The following is a 15358-nucleotide window of genomic DNA, read 5'->3' on the forward strand; positions in this document are numbered from 1 at the left end:
ACTTTGTTAAATCTTGAACCACAGAGAGCACAGAGGACACAAAGTTACACAGAGAAAACCACACTATTTCTTCAAATTATCACGGAGAACTTCCCTCGCTTTTGGGGTTCTCTGTGGCGCTCTGTGTGCTCGTTTTACTCTGTGGTTCAAGATTTAACATTGTGTGCAAAAACTTTAATTCTTACTCAAGAAACACTAACCGCCTGTTTGCGACATAAAGCGGATGATTTTGCCGGGTTGTTCTTTAAACTCGTGGCGTTCTGGTTTTAGCTCGATGGCAAATTTGAGCGCGGCTAAAATCTCTGCATCGCTTGCCCCGCCTCGCAGCAGCGGTGCAAATTCAAATTTTTCTTCTTGGCCTAAGCACATATATAAAGTGCCATCCACAGCCAGCCTGACGCGGTTACAGGTGGCACAGAAGTGTTGCGAGATGGGCGTAATAAAGCCGACCCGACCACTACCATCGGCGGTTTGCCAGTAGCGCGCAGGCCCGCCGCCCAGCTCGGCCACTTCGGGAATCAGGCCAAACTCTGCAAGCAGCTGCTCGCGCACAGGGTTTAAATCCAGATACTGTGCATTACGGCCAGTGCTACCCATGGGCATGGCTTCGATCAGGCGCAAAATAAAATCGTTCTCTAAGCAAAACGCCACCATACGCCTGATTTCATGCTCGTTCACACCGCGCATCGCCACCATATTCAGCTTAATCGGATCAAAGCCAGCGGCCTTGCCCGCCATAATCCCCGCCATAATCGCGTCGAAACTATCGCGGCCGGTAATCGTATTAATACAGCCTTTATCCAGCGAATCGAGACTCACATTGATGCGCTTCACGCCAGCGGCTTTGAGCGCTACGGCATGTTTGACCAGTTGCGTTGCATTAGTAGAGAGCGATAAATCCTCCACCCCCGGCAGTGCCGATATCCTTGCAGCCAGCTCAGGCAAATTATGCCGCAGCAAAGGCTCGCCCCCGGTCAGGCGCACGCGCGAAACACCAGCCTGCGCAAAAATACCGACCAGACGGGTCATTTCATCAAAGCTCAGCCAGTTCGCAGGCTCTTCATAGCCATTAAAGCCTTTAGGTAGGCAGTAATTACAGCGCAAATCACAGCGATCCGTTACCGATAAACGTAGGTAGCGTATAGCGCGGCCAAAGCGATCTTGTAAGGGAGCAATCGCAAACATCGGGCTTCCTTATATCCGTGGGAAAACAGCTTTCAAGCAAATTTATAATTAGTCGCACTCTATGGCAATTGATGACAGCACAACAATGTACATTTGTACCCCCTTCAGACCATAAATATCTACACAAGTTTGAAGCACTTGTTCCCCCCTTTGAAAAAGGGGGGCCAGGGGGGATTTAGCTCTGCATGCTTTTGATAAAAGGCAAAATATAACCAACTCTCATGCAAATCCCCCTCAATCCCCCTTTTACAAAGGGGGAAGCTACAGTGCGAAAGTGCCGCCAGCAGTTATGCAGATTCTTATGCCCTCAGACCTCCCACTATAACGTCAAGCCTGTGAATTAGCCTGTTGCATTTAGGACTACCTCTTCTGAGATAGGCCCAAATACCTGTCAGCAAACAGCACTACATCCCTATACTAGTAGTCAGCAAGGCTGGAGGCAGCGCTAAATCGCGCCTTTTTCCGCCTGACTACGTTGCTCGTCATGGCCTAGCCAGCTATAGAGCTTGCGCTTTGCTAGGCGAAGAAATCCATCGATTTCTAAGCCGCCTTTTCTAACCTGACTGACTACCCACCATGCTTTCTGTATCCAGACTTTCAGCAGAGCGCGCTGATCGCCCCCTTTTTACCAATCTGTCTTTTGCCCTGAATGCGGGGCAATGCCTGCACCTGCGCGGCGCGAACGGTGCGGGTAAAACAAGCTTGCTTAAAATGCTGGCGGGGCTGAGCACGGCGCAGGATGGCGAAATCACCTGGCAAGGCAAAGCATTAGCAGCTTGGGGCGATGATTACTATGCCGCACTGCATTATCTGGGCCATAAAGATGGCTTAAAAGATTTACTTAGCCCGCTGACTAACTTACGTCTTACGGCGAGCCTATCAGGACAGGTTTTAAGCGAAGCAGCTGCACTCAAAACACTCACTCAAGTCGGGCTAATACGCCAATGCGATCTAGCCGTACGCTCTCTTTCGCAAGGGCAAAAAAAACGCGCTGCCTTAGCAAGACTATTGGCGATCAGCCGCCCGCTCTGGCTGCTGGACGAGCCTTTTGTAGGGCTAGATCAAGCCGCGCAAAATCAGCTTGGTGAGTGGATTGCCCAACACGCAAGCAGCGGCGGCTTAGTGATACTGACCTCGCATCAAGCCTTACCCAAAGCCATTCAAAACATCACCGAACTAGAATTAACTATGAGTAGCGCAGCATGAGCAGCACGCGCTTCTTTTTAGCCATTGTTCGCCGCGATTTATTACTGGCCTGGCAGCAGCGTGGCGATTTACTGGTGGGCGTGGTGTTCTTTGTTTTAGTCGCCTGCCTGTTTCCGCTCGCCATCGGCCCCGAGCCTAAGCTGCTGGCCCGTATCGGCCCCGGCGTGCTGTGGGTGGCGGTGATCCTCGCCAATTTGCTCGCCCTGCCACGGCTTTTTAATAGCGACTGGCAAGATGGCAGCCTAGAGCAACTCTTAACCGCCCCCGCTCCCGCCAGCGTGATGGTGGCAGGCAAGCTGACCGCACATTGGTTAACGACTGGCATTCCGCTCACCTTAATCGCCCCCCTTTTAGGCATTCAATACGGGCTGGAAAGCGACACCCTGCTGATGCTAATGGCCAGCTTACTGCTTGGCACGCCTACACTCAGTGCATTAGGCAGCATTGGTGCTGCGCTCACCCTTGGCGTGCGTCAGGGCGAAATGTTATTGGCGCTGTTGGTTTTACCGCTTTATGCACCGGTACTTATTTTTGGCAGCGGTGCTGTGGCCGCGGTGGCGGGCGGGCTGCCTGGGATGGCCGAGCTATCCTTACTGGCCGCCATGCTTTGCGGAACATTATTTTTAGCGCCGTGGCTGACTGCGATGGCGGTGAAGCTGGCGGTTGAATAGTTTTGTTTAATGCTGAGAAAGTAAAACCTGCTGTTTCGTAGGAGCGGCTTTAGCCGCGAAAGCACTGCTCGTAACCATATTCGCGGCTAAAGCCGCTCCTACGGCATAGGATCTTAAGCTGCTAGAGCCGAGGTAAAGCCCTCCAATATTTAATATAAAAAACAACGAAAACGGCGGGTTTCACCCGCCCTACGAGTTGCAAGCCACAAGAGACAACTAGGGAAACAATGAAACCAAGCCATAACGGCCCGCGCTGGCTGAATCTATTTTCTTTCGCCTCCCCCATGCAGTTTTACCCGCTGGCTGGCCGACTCACCCCCGTATTTATGATGCTAGCCATTCTTTTGGGGCTGGCAGGGCTGTGGCTGGGTTTTGCTATTGCGCCGGGCGACGCGCAGCAGGGTGAAGGCTATCGGATTATTTTCCTGCATGTACCCACCAGCTGGATAGCGATGTTTATTTATATGGTGATGGCATTTTGGTCGGTGATGCATTTGATTTTTCGCACTCGCTTATCCGCGATGATGGCGCAAGCCTTGGCTCCTACGGGTGCGCTGATGGCGTTTTTATCACTATTGACGGGTGCATTGTGGGGTAAGCCAATGTGGGGCACTTGGTGGGTGTGGGATGCAAGGCTCACCTTGATGCTGCTGCAGTTTTTTTTGTATTTAGGTTTTATCGCCCTCACCCGCAGCATTGACGAACCAGACCGCGCCGATAAGGCGGGATCGGTATTAGCGATTGTTGGGGTATTTAATGTACCGGTGATTTATTTCTCGGTGAAATGGTGGAACACCCTGCACCAAGGCGCGTCCATCTCCTTAGAAAAAGGCAGCAGCATGGCCGGCACCATGTTGATTGCGATGCTATTAATGTCGCTAGCGGCATGGATGTACAGCATCGCCACCTGCTTATCCCGTGTTCGCACACTGATTTTGCAGCGAGAAAGCCGCACCCGCTGGGTAAAAGAGCGCATCGCCCAAGGAGAACAATAATGTTTTCAAGCCTCTACTGGGCAAGCTTCAGCGATTTTATCTATATGGGCGGCTATGGCTTATATGTGTGGGGCTCTTTCTTAGCCTGTGTTTTGGGGCTAGGCATGGAATGGCTATTGATCAGGCAGCAACGTAAGCAAGTGATTCAGCATTTAAGAAGGATGGCTTTAGCACAAGAGATGGAGGATGAGGAGTATGAGCATTCATCACTATTGTAGGGCGGGTAAAACCCCATATGCGCTAACCAAATTGTTTTTTCATTAGCAAACAGCGAGAAAGCATAACAACCACGCTCTTTGCAAAGGGCTTTTAAAGTCCCCTTGAAACACGCCGGAGCGAGGAACAAGCGGGGCGGGGTTTCGGCCAGGGAGCGAGGAACGAGCCAATCCCGCCTGCCGCCGACTCGATTGTCCGCAGCGCAGGGGCTTTCGTGTTTCGTGGGGTCGCCTTCTTTGCTTACTTTCTTGGCGAAGCAAGAAAGTGAGGCCCACGCGGGGGATTCCCGCACCTAAACACTGTGCCGAAGGCACTAAAAAGGTCTTTTTGACTTTGGTTAGCACTTACGGGGCAAAACCCGCGAGCGATACTGAAAAATACGCGGGTTTCACCCGTATTACGAAAACCCATCAAGAATCATCAAGGAGAACCCCATGTCCCCCAGACGTAAACGTATTTTTTGGATTGTGGGTGCTTTAATGACGCTGGCTTTAGTCACTTTTTTTGTAGTGAATGCCTTTCGCCAAAATTTAGTGTTTTTTTACTCTCCCACGCAGGTCATCAATGGCGAAGCGCCGCATGGCAGGGCGTTTAGGCTGGGGGGAATGGTGGTGGATAAAAGCCTTAGCCGTGCCAGCGATGGCGTCAGTATTCGCTTTGTTGTCACCGACACCGATCAAAATATCCCGGTGCAATTTCGCGGATTGCTACCGGATTTGTTTAAAGAAGGCAAAGGCGTAGTGGCCGAAGGTAGCTGGGAAAACGGCATTTTCACCGCCACCGAAGTGCTCGCCAAACACGACGAAAACTATATGCCGCCCGAAGCACAAGATGCAGTCAACAAAGCGCATCAGAAAGCGGCAGCAAACAAGCCCAAGCCTTGAACCACGGAGTTAAGGAGGACACGGAGTTTCACGAAGAAAACCTAATATGCATTGGCTTTCTCTGTGGCGCTCTGTGCTCTCGTTTTACTCTGTGGTTCAAAACCTAGGATATGGTTCGAAATAATTTCCGGGCATGACAAACCGTCATCCCCGAGTGTTTTTATCGGGGATCCAGCAGCGCAGCTGGATCCACGCCAAAGGCATGCGGGAATGACGACCTTTCGAAAGCGGGAAGTTAAAAGTGTCTAAATCCTTAGCACTGCATCTGACCACGCTAAAGCCGTATAAACATCTGGAAAAACAATGATTGGTGAACTCGGTACTTTCACGCTGATTCTGGCACTACTCGTGGCGCTGGTGCAGGGCACACTGGGGATTTGGGGCGGCGTTAAGCAGTGGCTGCCTGCCATGCGCATCGCTAGGCCTGCGGCGCTATTGCAACTAGCGCTCACCGCCAGTGCCTTTGCGCTGCTGGCCACGGCTTTTTTGCAGGATGATTTTTCGATCCGCTATGTAGCGCGGCAATCCAATAGCCTTCTACCAGTCTGGTTTAAATTTGCTGCGGTCTGGGGCGGGCATGAAGGCTCGCTTTTGCTTTGGGTATTGATGCTCTCTGGCTGGGGCGCTGCAGTGGCGGTGTTTGCGCGCAATTTACCGCTCTCGGTGCAGTCTTTAGTGAGTGGTGTATTGGCGTGGGTTGGTAGTGGCTTATATCTATTTATTTTACTGACTTCTAGCCCCTTTATTCGCCAGCTACCTGCCCCTAGCGACGGAGCAGATTTAAATCCGCTATTGCAAGATTTAGGCCTCATTCTTCACCCCCCACTTCTGTATATGGGTTATGTGGGTTTTTCTGTGGCATTTGCCTTTGCCGTGGCCGCACTAATTTCTGGCCGGCTTGATGCCAGCTGGGCGCGCTGGAGCCGCCCTTGGACGTCCGCCGCATGGGTTTCGCTCACGCTTGGCATTATGCTAGGCAGCGCCTGGGCCTATTACGAATTGGGCTGGGGCGGCTGGTGGTTTTGGGACCCAGTAGAAAACGCCTCCTTTATGCCTTGGCTGGCCGGAACGGCGCTGATTCACTCGCTGGCGGTTGCCGAAAAACGCAATGCCTTTAAGCACTGGACGGTATTGCTGGCCATTGGCACCTTTTCGCTCTCGCTTCTTGGCACGTTTTTAGTGCGCTCTGGCGTGCTAACCTCGGTGCATGCCTTTGCCACCGATCCGGCACGCGGCTTATTTATTTTGATTTTTCTCTGCGTGGTGATCGGTGCATCTCTGGCGCTTTACGCTTGGCGCGCCCCTTTGCTGGAAGGCGGTGGCGCGTTTAACTGGTGCTCTAGAGAGGCGCTATTACTCGCCAATAATGTGATTTTGGTTGTGGCCTGTAGCACGGTGTTTATCGGTACGCTCTACCCGCTGCTGATCGATGCACTTGGCCAAGGCAAATTATCAGTTGGCCCACCCTACTTTAACAGCGTGTTTATTCCACTGATGATGCCCGCCCTGCTACTGATGGGTTTAAGCGGCAGCGTACGCTGGAAAAACCAAGATGGCCGCAGCCTGTGGCTGGCTTATTACGGCCCAATGATTCTGGCGATTGTAGCGGGTGTATTGCTGCCACTTTGCTGGGGCCAATGGAAATGGGGCGTAGCCACCGCGTTGGTGATTGCGCTTTGGGTGGCCATCACCTCAATCCGCGACTGGAGCCGCCGCTTAATCAGCAACCGCCGTAGCGGCAATACTTGGTGGAAGGCACTTTGCAATATGCCTGCAGCTTTTTCCGGCATGCATATCGCCCACCTCGGCATAGCCGTATTTGTAGCCGGTGTAACCGTGGTTTCAAGCTACGAGCACGAAGACGATCTGCGCATGGCGTTTGGCGACACACACACCATTGCGGGCTATACCCTGCGCTTTGACGCGGTGAAGTCAAACCGCGCCAGCAATTATGCCGCGCTCACGGGGCAGCTTACACTCAGCCAAAACGGCAAGGCCATCAGCGTGCTGCAGCCAGAAAAACGCCAGTATTTTTCTAGCCAAATGCCCATGACCGAAGCGGCGATTCACCATACGGCAATCAAAGATATTTATGTATCCCTTGGCGAGCCGCTGGGCGACAACCCATTTACCGGCGACTGGCTAGTACGCATCCATTACAAACCACTGGTTGGCTGGATCTGGTACGGCTGCATATTAATGGCCTTGGGCGGCGCCGTCGCCCTATCCGACCGCCGTTACCGGCAGCAGCGCTTGGCGGCTAAGGATGTAAAACCTTAAACCAGTAGGCACAGAGAAAAAATCAAACATGCAAATTCACAACGACTCTTGGCATTGGTTTTCTCCGTATTCTCTGTGTCCTCCTTGGTTCAAGATTTGGGTTTTTCAAAAACGATGCACTCTCTGTTATCGATGTTACAGAACTTTTTTGCAGCTTAGGAAGTTTGAATGAAACGCTTTGCTCCTTTAATTATTTTTGCGGCACTGGCGCTGTTGCTGGCTGCGGGCTTAACGCTTAATCCGCGTGAAATCCCTTCCGTATTGATCGGCAAGCCTGCGCCGCAATTTAAGCTTGATCGCCTAGATGCCACCGGGCAGTTTTCACCCGCCAGCCTCAAGGGCCAAGCGTGGCTACTCAATGTATGGGCCTCTTGGTGCAGCGCCTGCATTCAGGAGCATCCGGTGCTCAACAGCATTGCTTCAGAGCACAAAGTCACCATCGTTGGCCTGGCTTATAAAGACTTGGATATGGACGCCAAACAATGGCTGCAAAGCCGTGGCAATCCTTACAATATAGTGGTGGCGGATAGGGATGGCCGTGTGGGCATTGATTACGGCGTATATGGCGTGCCGGAGACTTTTGTGATCGATAAGAATGGCCATATTGCTTACAAACACATTGGTGCAGTCACCCCGGATATTTTTAAAAACATTCTGCTGCCTGAGCTGCAAAAGGCACGGCGATGAATAACGACCGCATATTGGCAAATTTTAAAACACAAAATATAAAAACCAAGGCCCTGCGCCACGGCAAACACAGAAAACACGGAGTTACACAGCCTTGGTTTTCTCCGTGGCTCTCTGTGCCCTCCTTTTTCTCCATGATTCAAGGTTTGGGTTTTAGCACTCTGGCTATTTGTGGATTATGGCTGGCACTGATGCTACAGCCCGCAGCGGCCAAGGTAGCTGCGCCTGCCGCCAGCAATGTCGCCGCCGAGGCGCGTTTAGTCGAGCTATCAGCCGAGCTGCGTTGTCTGGTTTGCCAAAATGAAAGCCTAGCCAGCTCGCGCGCGCCACTAGCCGAAGACCTGCGCCGTGAAGTAAGGGAGCGCATTGCCGCAGGTGATAGCAACCCGCAAATTGTTCGCTACCTGACCGATCGCTACGGTGACTTTGTCACTTACCGCCCCCCATTCAAGGCTAGAACGCTGCTTTTATGGCTGTTACCACCGCTACTACTCCTGATTGGTTTGTTTCTGTTGCTGCAGCAAATCCGCGGCCGAAAGTCAGTCTCCAGCGAGGTCGATCCGGCCCAGCTGGCCGCTTTACGAAAAGAGTTTGATGGCACAAGCAATACTCAATAGTGCATATGCAGAACAGCCAACAGGCACTTTGTAGGAGCGGCTTTAGCCGCGAAAACTTGGCTTATTAAAAACATTCTCGGCTAAAGCCGCTCCTACGAAACGTTGCTGATAGGCCCAAACCCGCTTATCTTTTATGAAAAATACGCGGCTTGCCCCGCCCCAAGAAAGATGAAAAACAATGAACACATCGCACTTTGGCTTATTTACCCTGATCTGCGCGCTAATGGTGGTCATCACACTGGCCGCGCTGATCTGGACGCTACTCAAAGGCCGCTCACAAGCCGGTGATATTCGCCGCGCCCGTTATGCCCTGCACGACACCATTTTGGCCGAGCTGGATGAAGACTTACGCTATGGCCGTTTAAGCGAAAGCGATCATGCCAGCGCCCGTATAGAGGCCGAAAGCCGCCTGATCAATGAAGTTGGCAGCGCCAGCCCAATGCTCAACGAGCAATCTGCGCGAGGCTTGGTCATCGCACTACTCCTTATCTTGCCATTGGCCGCAGGCGCGCTGTATTTCAAGCTGGGCACCCCCAGCGCGCTAGACCCTAGCACCCGCCAGCGCCCCAATATCGGCCCAAATGAAATCGCCGCCATGGTCAAAAAACTTGAAGCCCGCATGATTTTAGAGCCGAATGATCAACAAGGCTGGCTGATGCTGGCCCGCAGCTACCGATCACAAGCCCGCTATAGCGACGCCATCAACGCTTACGAAAAAGCATGGCCAGCCATTGAAAAAGACGCAGGAGAAATCGCCCGTTTTGCCGGCGTACTCGCCATCGAGCAGAAGAGTTTCAAAGGCAAGCCAAGCGATCTGCTCGTCAAAGCGCTCTCCGTCAACGCCAGCGAGCCCGACGCCCTCATGCTAGCCGGCAGCGCCGCTATCGAGCGCGGCGACAAAGCCGCAGCCAAAGAATGGTGGAATAAACTACTGATTTTGCTGGAAGTGGGCTCCGAGGACGAGCAATGGCTAAAAGAAGAAATTCGCTTATTGGATAAGCCTAATGATGCGGTGAAGTAACGCTCAGTGCGGTGGTACAACCCAAACCTTGAACCACGGAGGGCTCGGAGAACACGGAGTTTCACGGAGAAAAACGAAAGTTGAGCTAAGGTCTTTTATCGCGCCATGTGCTTCTTTTGTAGGGCGAGTACAACCCCATATGCGCTAACCACTTTGCTTTTCATATGCAAACAGCGAAAAAATCTATTGACCACGCTCTTTGCTCGGGGCTTTTTGAGTCCCCTTGAAACACGCCGAAGCGAGGAACAAGCGGGCGGGATTTCGGCGAGGACTGTTTGAGCGAAGCGAGTTCCGCAGCCGCCGCTCGATTGTCCGCAGATGAGGGGCCTTCGTGTTTCGTGGGGCGGCCTTCTTTTGGTTCTTTTCTTGGCCGTTCAAGAAAAGGACGCCCCAGCGGTGGCTACCGCTCCAAAATCAACGTGCCGTAGGCACTAATAAAAAGGGCTTTTGACTTTGGTTAGCGCGTATGAGGCGCAACCCGCATGCAATGCTAAAAAACACGCGAGTTGCACCCGCACTACGTTGTTTCAAAGCTTGCAAACATGTGGCAACCCCATAAAAAACACCTAACTTACAGCGTATGAATTTAGCCGTTTTATCACGTAACCCAACATTCTTTTTTGTCTAAATGTTGGGTTACGCTGGTTTATCCGCCCAAAACTGGCGAACAAACCAGCTAACCCAACCTACAAATTCATCACATCCAGCTGGATAGGCTTTTATAGATAGGATAGGGATGAAGCCCTGCCTATTTTTAGCACTCCAAGCCATAAAGGCGGATGTCCCCTCCCCACACGCCCTCCTTGCAAACTACCCCTCACCCGCCCCTAAATGATATTTCTTCACTTTGTCATACAGCGTTTTGCGCGGCAGGCCGAGGGATAGGCTGGCGGCGGTGATTTGGCCTTCGGCGCGCAGCAAGGCGTCTTCGATCAGGTTTTTTTCGAAGCGCTCGACTAAAGAAGGTAAATCAAGTGCGGCTTCGCTAGCGGGTAGATCGTCCAGCAGCGCCAGCACAAAGCGATCGGCCACATTACGCAGCTCGCGCACATTGCCAGGCCAGCTTTGCAACATCAGCTCCCGCATCCGGCTTGGGGCGATAATCGGAGCGGGGCGGTGGTAGCGCAGTGCGGCTTGCAGTACAAAATGTTCAAACAATAACGGGATATCTTCGCGCCGCTCCCTTAGGGGCTGCAGATTCAGTGTGGCTACATTCAAGCGGTAGTAAAGATCAAGGCGAAACTGCTGCTGATCGCTCAGCAGCTTTAAATCACTTTTGCTGGCCGCGATCACCCGGCAATTGACGGGGATGCTGATATTGCCGCCAAGGCGTTCCAGCTGCCGCTCTTGCAAGACCCGCAGTAATTTAACCTGCAGCGTAAGCGGCATGCTTTCTAGCTCGTCCAGAAACAGCGTGCCGCCATTGGCGTATTCTATTTTGCCAATACGCAGCTTGCTTGCGCCGGTAAATGCACCCGCTTCATGGCCGAAGATTTCGCTTTCAAAGAGTTGCTCGGGCAGCGCGCCGCAGTTGAGCGCCACAAAGGGATGGGCAGCGCGATGGCTGTGCTCGTGCAAGCAACGCGCCACCAGCTCTTTGCCCGTACCGGTTTCGCCCATGATCAGCACATCGGCGTCGGTATCGGCGATATTCATAATGCGGCGGCGCAATTGCTCTATGCCTGCACCACGCCCCAACAAGCGCCCTTCTATGCCAGACCTGCGTTCTAACTCTCGGCGCAATTGGCGGTTTTCCAACACCAGCTTGCGTTTTTCTTCTGCCCGCCGCACCACTTCGATCAGTTGCTCGGATGAAAAAGGTTTTTCAATAAAATCATAAGCGCCATCCCGCATCGCCTGCACGGCCATTGCCACATCGCCGTGGCCGGTAATCAGCACCACGGGCAGCTCGGCGTCTTTCTGCACACTTTTGGCCAAGAGCTGCAAACCGTCCAGCCCCGGCAGGCAAACATCGCACACCACCACGCCCGCAAAATCGGCTTGTAACTGCGGCAAGGCCGATTCTGCATCTGCAAAGTTTTCCACCGCAAAGCCTGCCAGCTCCAGCGTTTGGCTGCCTGCATGGCGGATTATTTCTTCATCGTCGATCAAGAGCACTTTCATTATTCAAGCCCTGTTGATGTTTGTTTCATACCTTGGCGGCAAGTAATTCCAGCTCAAAACAAGCCCCGCCTTCAGGGCGATTGCTGGCCTGCAAATTGCCCCCAAAATCACGCACAATCGATAGCGAAATCGCCAGCCCTAGGCCCAAGCCCTCAGCGTCGCCCTTGGTGGTAAAAAAGGGATCAAACACGCTGGCTAACTGCTCGGCAGCGATGCCCGGGCCATTATCAAGCACGCTGATTTTTACTTTATCCTGCGCCTGCTGCACCGCCAGTGTGATGCAGGCTGCGGGCTGATTTTTTACCGCATCCAGCGCGTTTCTAAGCAAATTAATCAACACCTGCTCTAGTCGCACCGCATTGCATCGCACCCACACTTGCTCCGGCTGCTCGATATTTAATGCCACTCTTTGCTGGCGCAAGCGTTGCTCCAGCAAGAGCAGCGCATTGCTAATGGATTGTGTAAGCAGCACTGCTTCGGCGCGGTTATCGCTTTTGCGGGCAAAGGAGCGCAGCTGGCCAGTGATCTTGCCCATGCGCTCGGTCAGCTGGCTGATATGCAGCAAATTGCTTGCTACCGCCGCGATATTGCCACGCTCCAGCAGCAGCTTGGCATTGTCGGCCAAGGCACGCATAGCCGTCAGTGGCTGGTTTAATTCATGGGTGACCCCCGCCGCCATTTGCCCGAGCACCGCCATTTTGCCTGCTTGCACCAGCTCATTTTGGGCCGCGCGCAGATCAAGCTCAGTGCGGATTCGCTCGGCAATTTCACGCTGCAGCTGGGTATTGGCCCCGAGTAAATCATCGGTACGCGCGGCTACTTTTTGCTCTAACTGGTCATGCGCTTGTTTCAGTGCTTGGCTGGCACGCAGATTATCGCGGATGCGCCGCCGCCTTTGCCGCCAAAATAAATACCAAGCTAGCAAAGCCAATAGGCCAAGGCTGGTGCCAAGCAAAACGCGGCTCACGCCTTGCCGGATGGGGGTGAGATCGGTAAAGAGCACAATTTGCCAACCCAGATCAGGCACTTTGGCGGTTTGCACCAGCAGATCAGCCTGATCACTGCCGGTTTTAAAGCGCGCCAATTGGGTGTTGTTATCTAAGCGCTGCTGTTTAAGCAAGCCCAGCGCTGGAAAAATATTGCGCCCATATTGGCGGCTCTCTTTTATATATCGCAGCGTATAGCTGGGCAAAGGGGCCAACGTATGCCATTTCCACGCTGGATCGGTGGCTAAAAATGCAATGCCGTCTTTATCGCTCACCAGCATACGCTCGCCAGTCACCCGCCAATTACTCTCTAGCGCATCAAGGCTGACTTTAGCCACCACCACGCCCAGCACTCGCTCGCCATCTCTGATTGGATAAGATAAAAAATAACCGGGTTGTTGCGTGGTAAAACCCACACCATAAAATCGCCCTGCATAGCCTAAGCGGGCCTGCTGATAATAGGGCCGAAACGCATAGTTATTGCCAATATAGCTCTGCGGGGTGTCCCAGTTACTGGATGCCAGCGCCAAGCCTTCGGCATTTAATACATAAATCGCCGAGGCCTGCGCCGCATCGTTCACCGCTTTTAAATAGCGATTCACCCGCTCTAATTGCACTGCATCTTGCGGGGCACGCAGTAAATCAGCCAGATCGCGCTGGCTAGATAACACAAAGGGCAGCCATGTATAGCGATCTACCGCATTACGCAAACTGCCGGTGTAAACATCAAGACGATGCTGACCGGCCGTGCGCAATTGCGCCAGCGCGCTGCGCTCACTCCACTGGGCGGCCAGCCATAACAGGCAGCCCGCCAAGCAGAGCATCGCTAATATCCCCAAAAATCGCGCTGGTTTAAGCATCGTTAATCAGAGCTCAAGCCGCATAGCTCGGCTTGCTGATGGCGTTGCTGCTCTTCCATCACCAATGCGCCCAGCTCGCGTTTTAGCGCGTTAAATTCAGCCGAGCTAGGATCACGCGGCCTTGGAATATCCACCAGCACATCGCGCTTCACCGTGCCTGGGCGGTAAGTGAGCACAATGATGCGATCGGCCAAATAAATGGACTCCTCAATACTATGGGTAACAAACAAAATGGTTTTCTTATGCTCCTGCCAAATCTTAAGCAGCTCATCTTGCAAGCTGCGGCGAGTCAGCGCATCCAGCGCACCAAAAGGCTCGTCCATCAGCATAATCGGTGAGTTCAACGCCAAAATACGCGCGATGGCCACACGCTGGCGCATGCCGCCAGACAAATCCTTAGGAAAGCGCTTGCGAAATTCCACCAGCTTCAGTGTTTCTAATAGCTCGGCCACTTTGCTATCGATCAGTTCCTGCGGCATTTTTTGGATGGTCAGGCCAAAGGCAATATTTTGCTCAACCGTCATCCAAGGGAACAGCGCGTATTCCTGAAACACCATGCCACGATCTGGCCCCGTGTCTTTAATCAGCGAGCCATCCACGGTAATGCTGCCGCTTGTAGGATGAGAAAATCCCGCCACCGCATTCAGCAAGGTGGATTTACCACAGCCAGATGGCCCAAGCAGGCAAACAAACTGCCCATTGGGGATCTCCAGATTGATATCCCGCAAGGCCACCACATCGTCGCCTGGCGTTTTAAAAATCTTACTCACTTGCGCTATTTTGATTTGTGCCGTCATGATCTTAGTGCTCCAGGCCGCGGTGCCAGCGCAACAAGTGGTTATTGAGTTTATTCATCGCCATATCAATCGCAAGGCCCAGTAAGCCGATGGTTAACATGCCTGCAATGATTTTGTCTGACCAAAAATACTCACGCGCTTCTAAGATTCTGAAGCCCAGCCCGTTATTCACCGCAATCATTTCTGAAACGATCACCACAATAAACGCCGTGCCCACCCCAATGCGCGCACCGGCCAGAATATACGGCGTGGCTGCAGGTAAGATCACTTTCAGAAATAGGGTGCTTTGGCTCGCGCCTAAATTACGCGCCGCGCGCAGATAAATAGAATCCACCTGACGCACCCCGGCAATGGTATTCATCAATACAGGAAAAAACGCCCCAATCACAATCAGGAAAATCGCTGGGGCATTACCCAGACCAAACCATAAAATAGAGAGCGGAATATAGGCAATCGGTGGAATAGGCCTTAAAACCTGAATCATGGGATTAAACCAGCTATACACCCGTGGGCTAGCGCCCATTAATAAGCCCAGCGGCAAAGCCAGCGCTGCGCCCACCGCAAAACCCACCACCACCCGATATAAGGTGCCAATGGCATCGTGAATCATTTCGCCCGAAAACAACCAAGCGGTATAACTGCTCTGCGCTGCGTCATAGGGCTCCATAGGCAATAAATACGCATACCAACGCAGCACTACCTGCCATGGGGACGGCAAAATCTGCGGGTTTAACCAGCCCGCCATCGCTGCGGCCTGCCAAAGCGCAATCAATAAAACGGGCAGCCAAAGTCCGGTTGCAATCCGGCTTGCTATTGCTTTATTCATTGG

Annotated in this window: 14 protein-coding genes; 9 read left to right on the forward strand and 5 right to left on the reverse strand. The window is 52.8% G+C overall.

Annotated features, from left to right (window positions below):
• Positions 1-195: 195 nt before the first annotated feature.
• The gene (gene moaA / locus DYD62_RS13335; protein WP_115227787.1) at positions 196-1185 is read right to left on the reverse strand and encodes a GTP 3',8-cyclase MoaA; all 990 of its coding nucleotides are present in this window, start codon (positions 1183-1185) and stop codon (positions 196-198) included.
• Between the two features lie 576 nt (positions 1186-1761).
• On the opposite strand from moaA, the gene ccmA reads away from it, so the two are divergent.
• The 9 genes from ccmA (at position 1762) to ccmI (ending at position 9762) form a co-directional block, all read left to right on the forward strand.
• The gene (gene ccmA, locus DYD62_RS13340; RefSeq protein ID WP_115227788.1) at positions 1762-2391 is read left to right on the forward strand and encodes a cytochrome c biogenesis heme-transporting ATPase CcmA; all 630 of its coding nucleotides are present in this window, start codon (positions 1762-1764) and stop codon (positions 2389-2391) included.
• Entirely contained in the window at positions 2388-3062 is a 675-nt protein-coding gene (gene ccmB / locus DYD62_RS13345) for a heme exporter protein CcmB (protein WP_115227789.1), read from the forward strand. The genes ccmA and ccmB overlap by 4 nt, the downstream gene beginning before the upstream one ends.
• A gap of 227 nt (positions 3063-3289) precedes the next feature.
• Positions 3290-4057 (forward strand): heme ABC transporter permease CcmC, encoded by a 768-nt coding sequence (gene ccmC / locus DYD62_RS13350; RefSeq protein WP_115227790.1) that lies wholly within the window; start codon positions 3290-3292, stop codon positions 4055-4057.
• A complete protein-coding gene (ccmD, locus tag DYD62_RS13355; RefSeq protein ID WP_115227791.1) occupies positions 4057-4275 on the forward strand; it encodes a heme exporter protein CcmD in 219 nt (72 codons plus the stop codon). Before ccmC ends, ccmD begins: the two co-directional genes overlap by 1 nt.
• Positions 4276-4707: 432 nt before the next feature.
• A complete protein-coding gene (gene ccmE, locus DYD62_RS13360) occupies positions 4708-5157 on the forward strand; it encodes a cytochrome c maturation protein CcmE (RefSeq protein ID WP_115227792.1) in 450 nt (149 codons plus the stop codon).
• 303 nt (positions 5158-5460) lie between these two features.
• Entirely contained in the window at positions 5461-7437 is a 1977-nt protein-coding gene (locus DYD62_RS13365) for a heme lyase CcmF/NrfE family subunit (protein WP_115227793.1), read from the forward strand.
• 168 nt (positions 7438-7605) lie between these two features.
• Positions 7606-8124: a DsbE family thiol:disulfide interchange protein gene (locus tag DYD62_RS13370; protein WP_115227794.1), complete on the forward strand. Its 519-nt coding sequence runs from the start codon at positions 7606-7608 to the stop codon at positions 8122-8124.
• Complete coding sequence (locus tag DYD62_RS13375; protein ID WP_207916753.1) at positions 8121-8741, forward strand: cytochrome c-type biogenesis protein; 621 nt, start codon at positions 8121-8123, stop codon at positions 8739-8741. Before DYD62_RS13370 ends, DYD62_RS13375 begins: the two co-directional genes overlap by 4 nt.
• Before the next feature lie 178 nt (positions 8742-8919).
• The gene (gene ccmI / locus DYD62_RS13380) at positions 8920-9762 is read left to right on the forward strand and encodes a c-type cytochrome biogenesis protein CcmI (protein WP_115227795.1); all 843 of its coding nucleotides are present in this window, start codon (positions 8920-8922) and stop codon (positions 9760-9762) included.
• A gap of 810 nt (positions 9763-10572) precedes the next feature.
• On the opposite strand, the gene DYD62_RS13385 is transcribed toward ccmI, so the two are convergent.
• From DYD62_RS13385 to DYD62_RS13400, 4 genes are read right to left on the reverse strand one after another with little or no spacing between them, the layout of a single operon-like run.
• Positions 10573-11886 carry a sigma-54-dependent transcriptional regulator gene (locus DYD62_RS13385; protein ID WP_115227796.1) on the reverse strand — a complete coding sequence of 438 codons (1314 nt, stop codon included), beginning with the start codon at positions 11884-11886 and terminating at the stop codon, positions 10573-10575.
• Between the two features lie 25 nt (positions 11887-11911).
• Entirely contained in the window at positions 11912-13696 is a 1785-nt protein-coding gene (locus DYD62_RS13390; RefSeq protein ID WP_165928766.1) for a sensor histidine kinase, read from the reverse strand.
• Positions 13697-13734: 38 nt separating this feature from the next.
• The gene (locus tag DYD62_RS13395) at positions 13735-14529 is read right to left on the reverse strand and encodes an ABC transporter ATP-binding protein (protein WP_115227798.1); all 795 of its coding nucleotides are present in this window, start codon (positions 14527-14529) and stop codon (positions 13735-13737) included.
• A 4-nt stretch (positions 14530-14533) separates the two neighbouring features.
• Positions 14534-15355: an ABC transporter permease gene (locus tag DYD62_RS13400; RefSeq protein ID WP_115227799.1), complete on the reverse strand. Its 822-nt coding sequence runs from the start codon at positions 15353-15355 to the stop codon at positions 14534-14536.
• Positions 15356-15358 lie beyond the last annotated feature (3 nt).

The organism is Iodobacter fluviatilis, assembly GCF_900451195.1.
Classification (GTDB): Bacteria; Pseudomonadota; Gammaproteobacteria; order Burkholderiales; family Chitinibacteraceae; genus Iodobacter; species Iodobacter fluviatilis.

Bases quoted from the DNA above. Each gene is read 5' to 3' on its own strand.
- DYD62_RS13370 (WP_115227794.1), top strand. From the start codon at position 7,606: ATGAAACGCTTTGCTCCTTTAATTATTTTTGCGGCACTGGCGCTGTTG.
- ccmA (WP_115227788.1), top strand. From the start codon at position 1,762: ATGCTTTCTGTATCCAGACTTTCAGCAGAGCGCGCTGATCGCCCCCTT.
- ccmC (WP_115227790.1), top strand. From the start codon at position 3,290: ATGAAACCAAGCCATAACGGCCCGCGCTGGCTGAATCTATTTTCTTTC.
- DYD62_RS13400 (WP_115227799.1), bottom strand. From the start codon at position 15,355: ATGAATAAAGCAATAGCAAGCCGGATTGCAACCGGACTTTGGCTGCCC.
- ccmE (WP_115227792.1), top strand. From the start codon at position 4,708: ATGTCCCCCAGACGTAAACGTATTTTTTGGATTGTGGGTGCTTTAATG.
- DYD62_RS13385 (WP_115227796.1), bottom strand. From the start codon at position 11,886: ATGAAAGTGCTCTTGATCGACGATGAAGAAATAATCCGCCATGCAGGC.
- DYD62_RS13390 (WP_165928766.1), bottom strand. From the start codon at position 13,696: ATGCTCTGCTTGGCGGGCTGCCTGTTATGGCTGGCCGCCCAGTGGAGT.
- ccmI (WP_115227795.1), top strand. From the start codon at position 8,920: ATGAACACATCGCACTTTGGCTTATTTACCCTGATCTGCGCGCTAATG.
- moaA (WP_115227787.1), bottom strand. From the start codon at position 1,185: ATGTTTGCGATTGCTCCCTTACAAGATCGCTTTGGCCGCGCTATACGC.
- DYD62_RS13395 (WP_115227798.1), bottom strand. From the start codon at position 14,529: ATGACGGCACAAATCAAAATAGCGCAAGTGAGTAAGATTTTTAAAACG.
- DYD62_RS13375 (WP_207916753.1), top strand. From the start codon at position 8,121: ATGAATAACGACCGCATATTGGCAAATTTTAAAACACAAAATATAAAA.
- DYD62_RS13365 (WP_115227793.1), top strand. From the start codon at position 5,461: ATGATTGGTGAACTCGGTACTTTCACGCTGATTCTGGCACTACTCGTG.
- ccmB (WP_115227789.1), top strand. From the start codon at position 2,388: ATGAGCAGCACGCGCTTCTTTTTAGCCATTGTTCGCCGCGATTTATTA.
- ccmD (WP_115227791.1), top strand. From the start codon at position 4,057: ATGTTTTCAAGCCTCTACTGGGCAAGCTTCAGCGATTTTATCTATATG.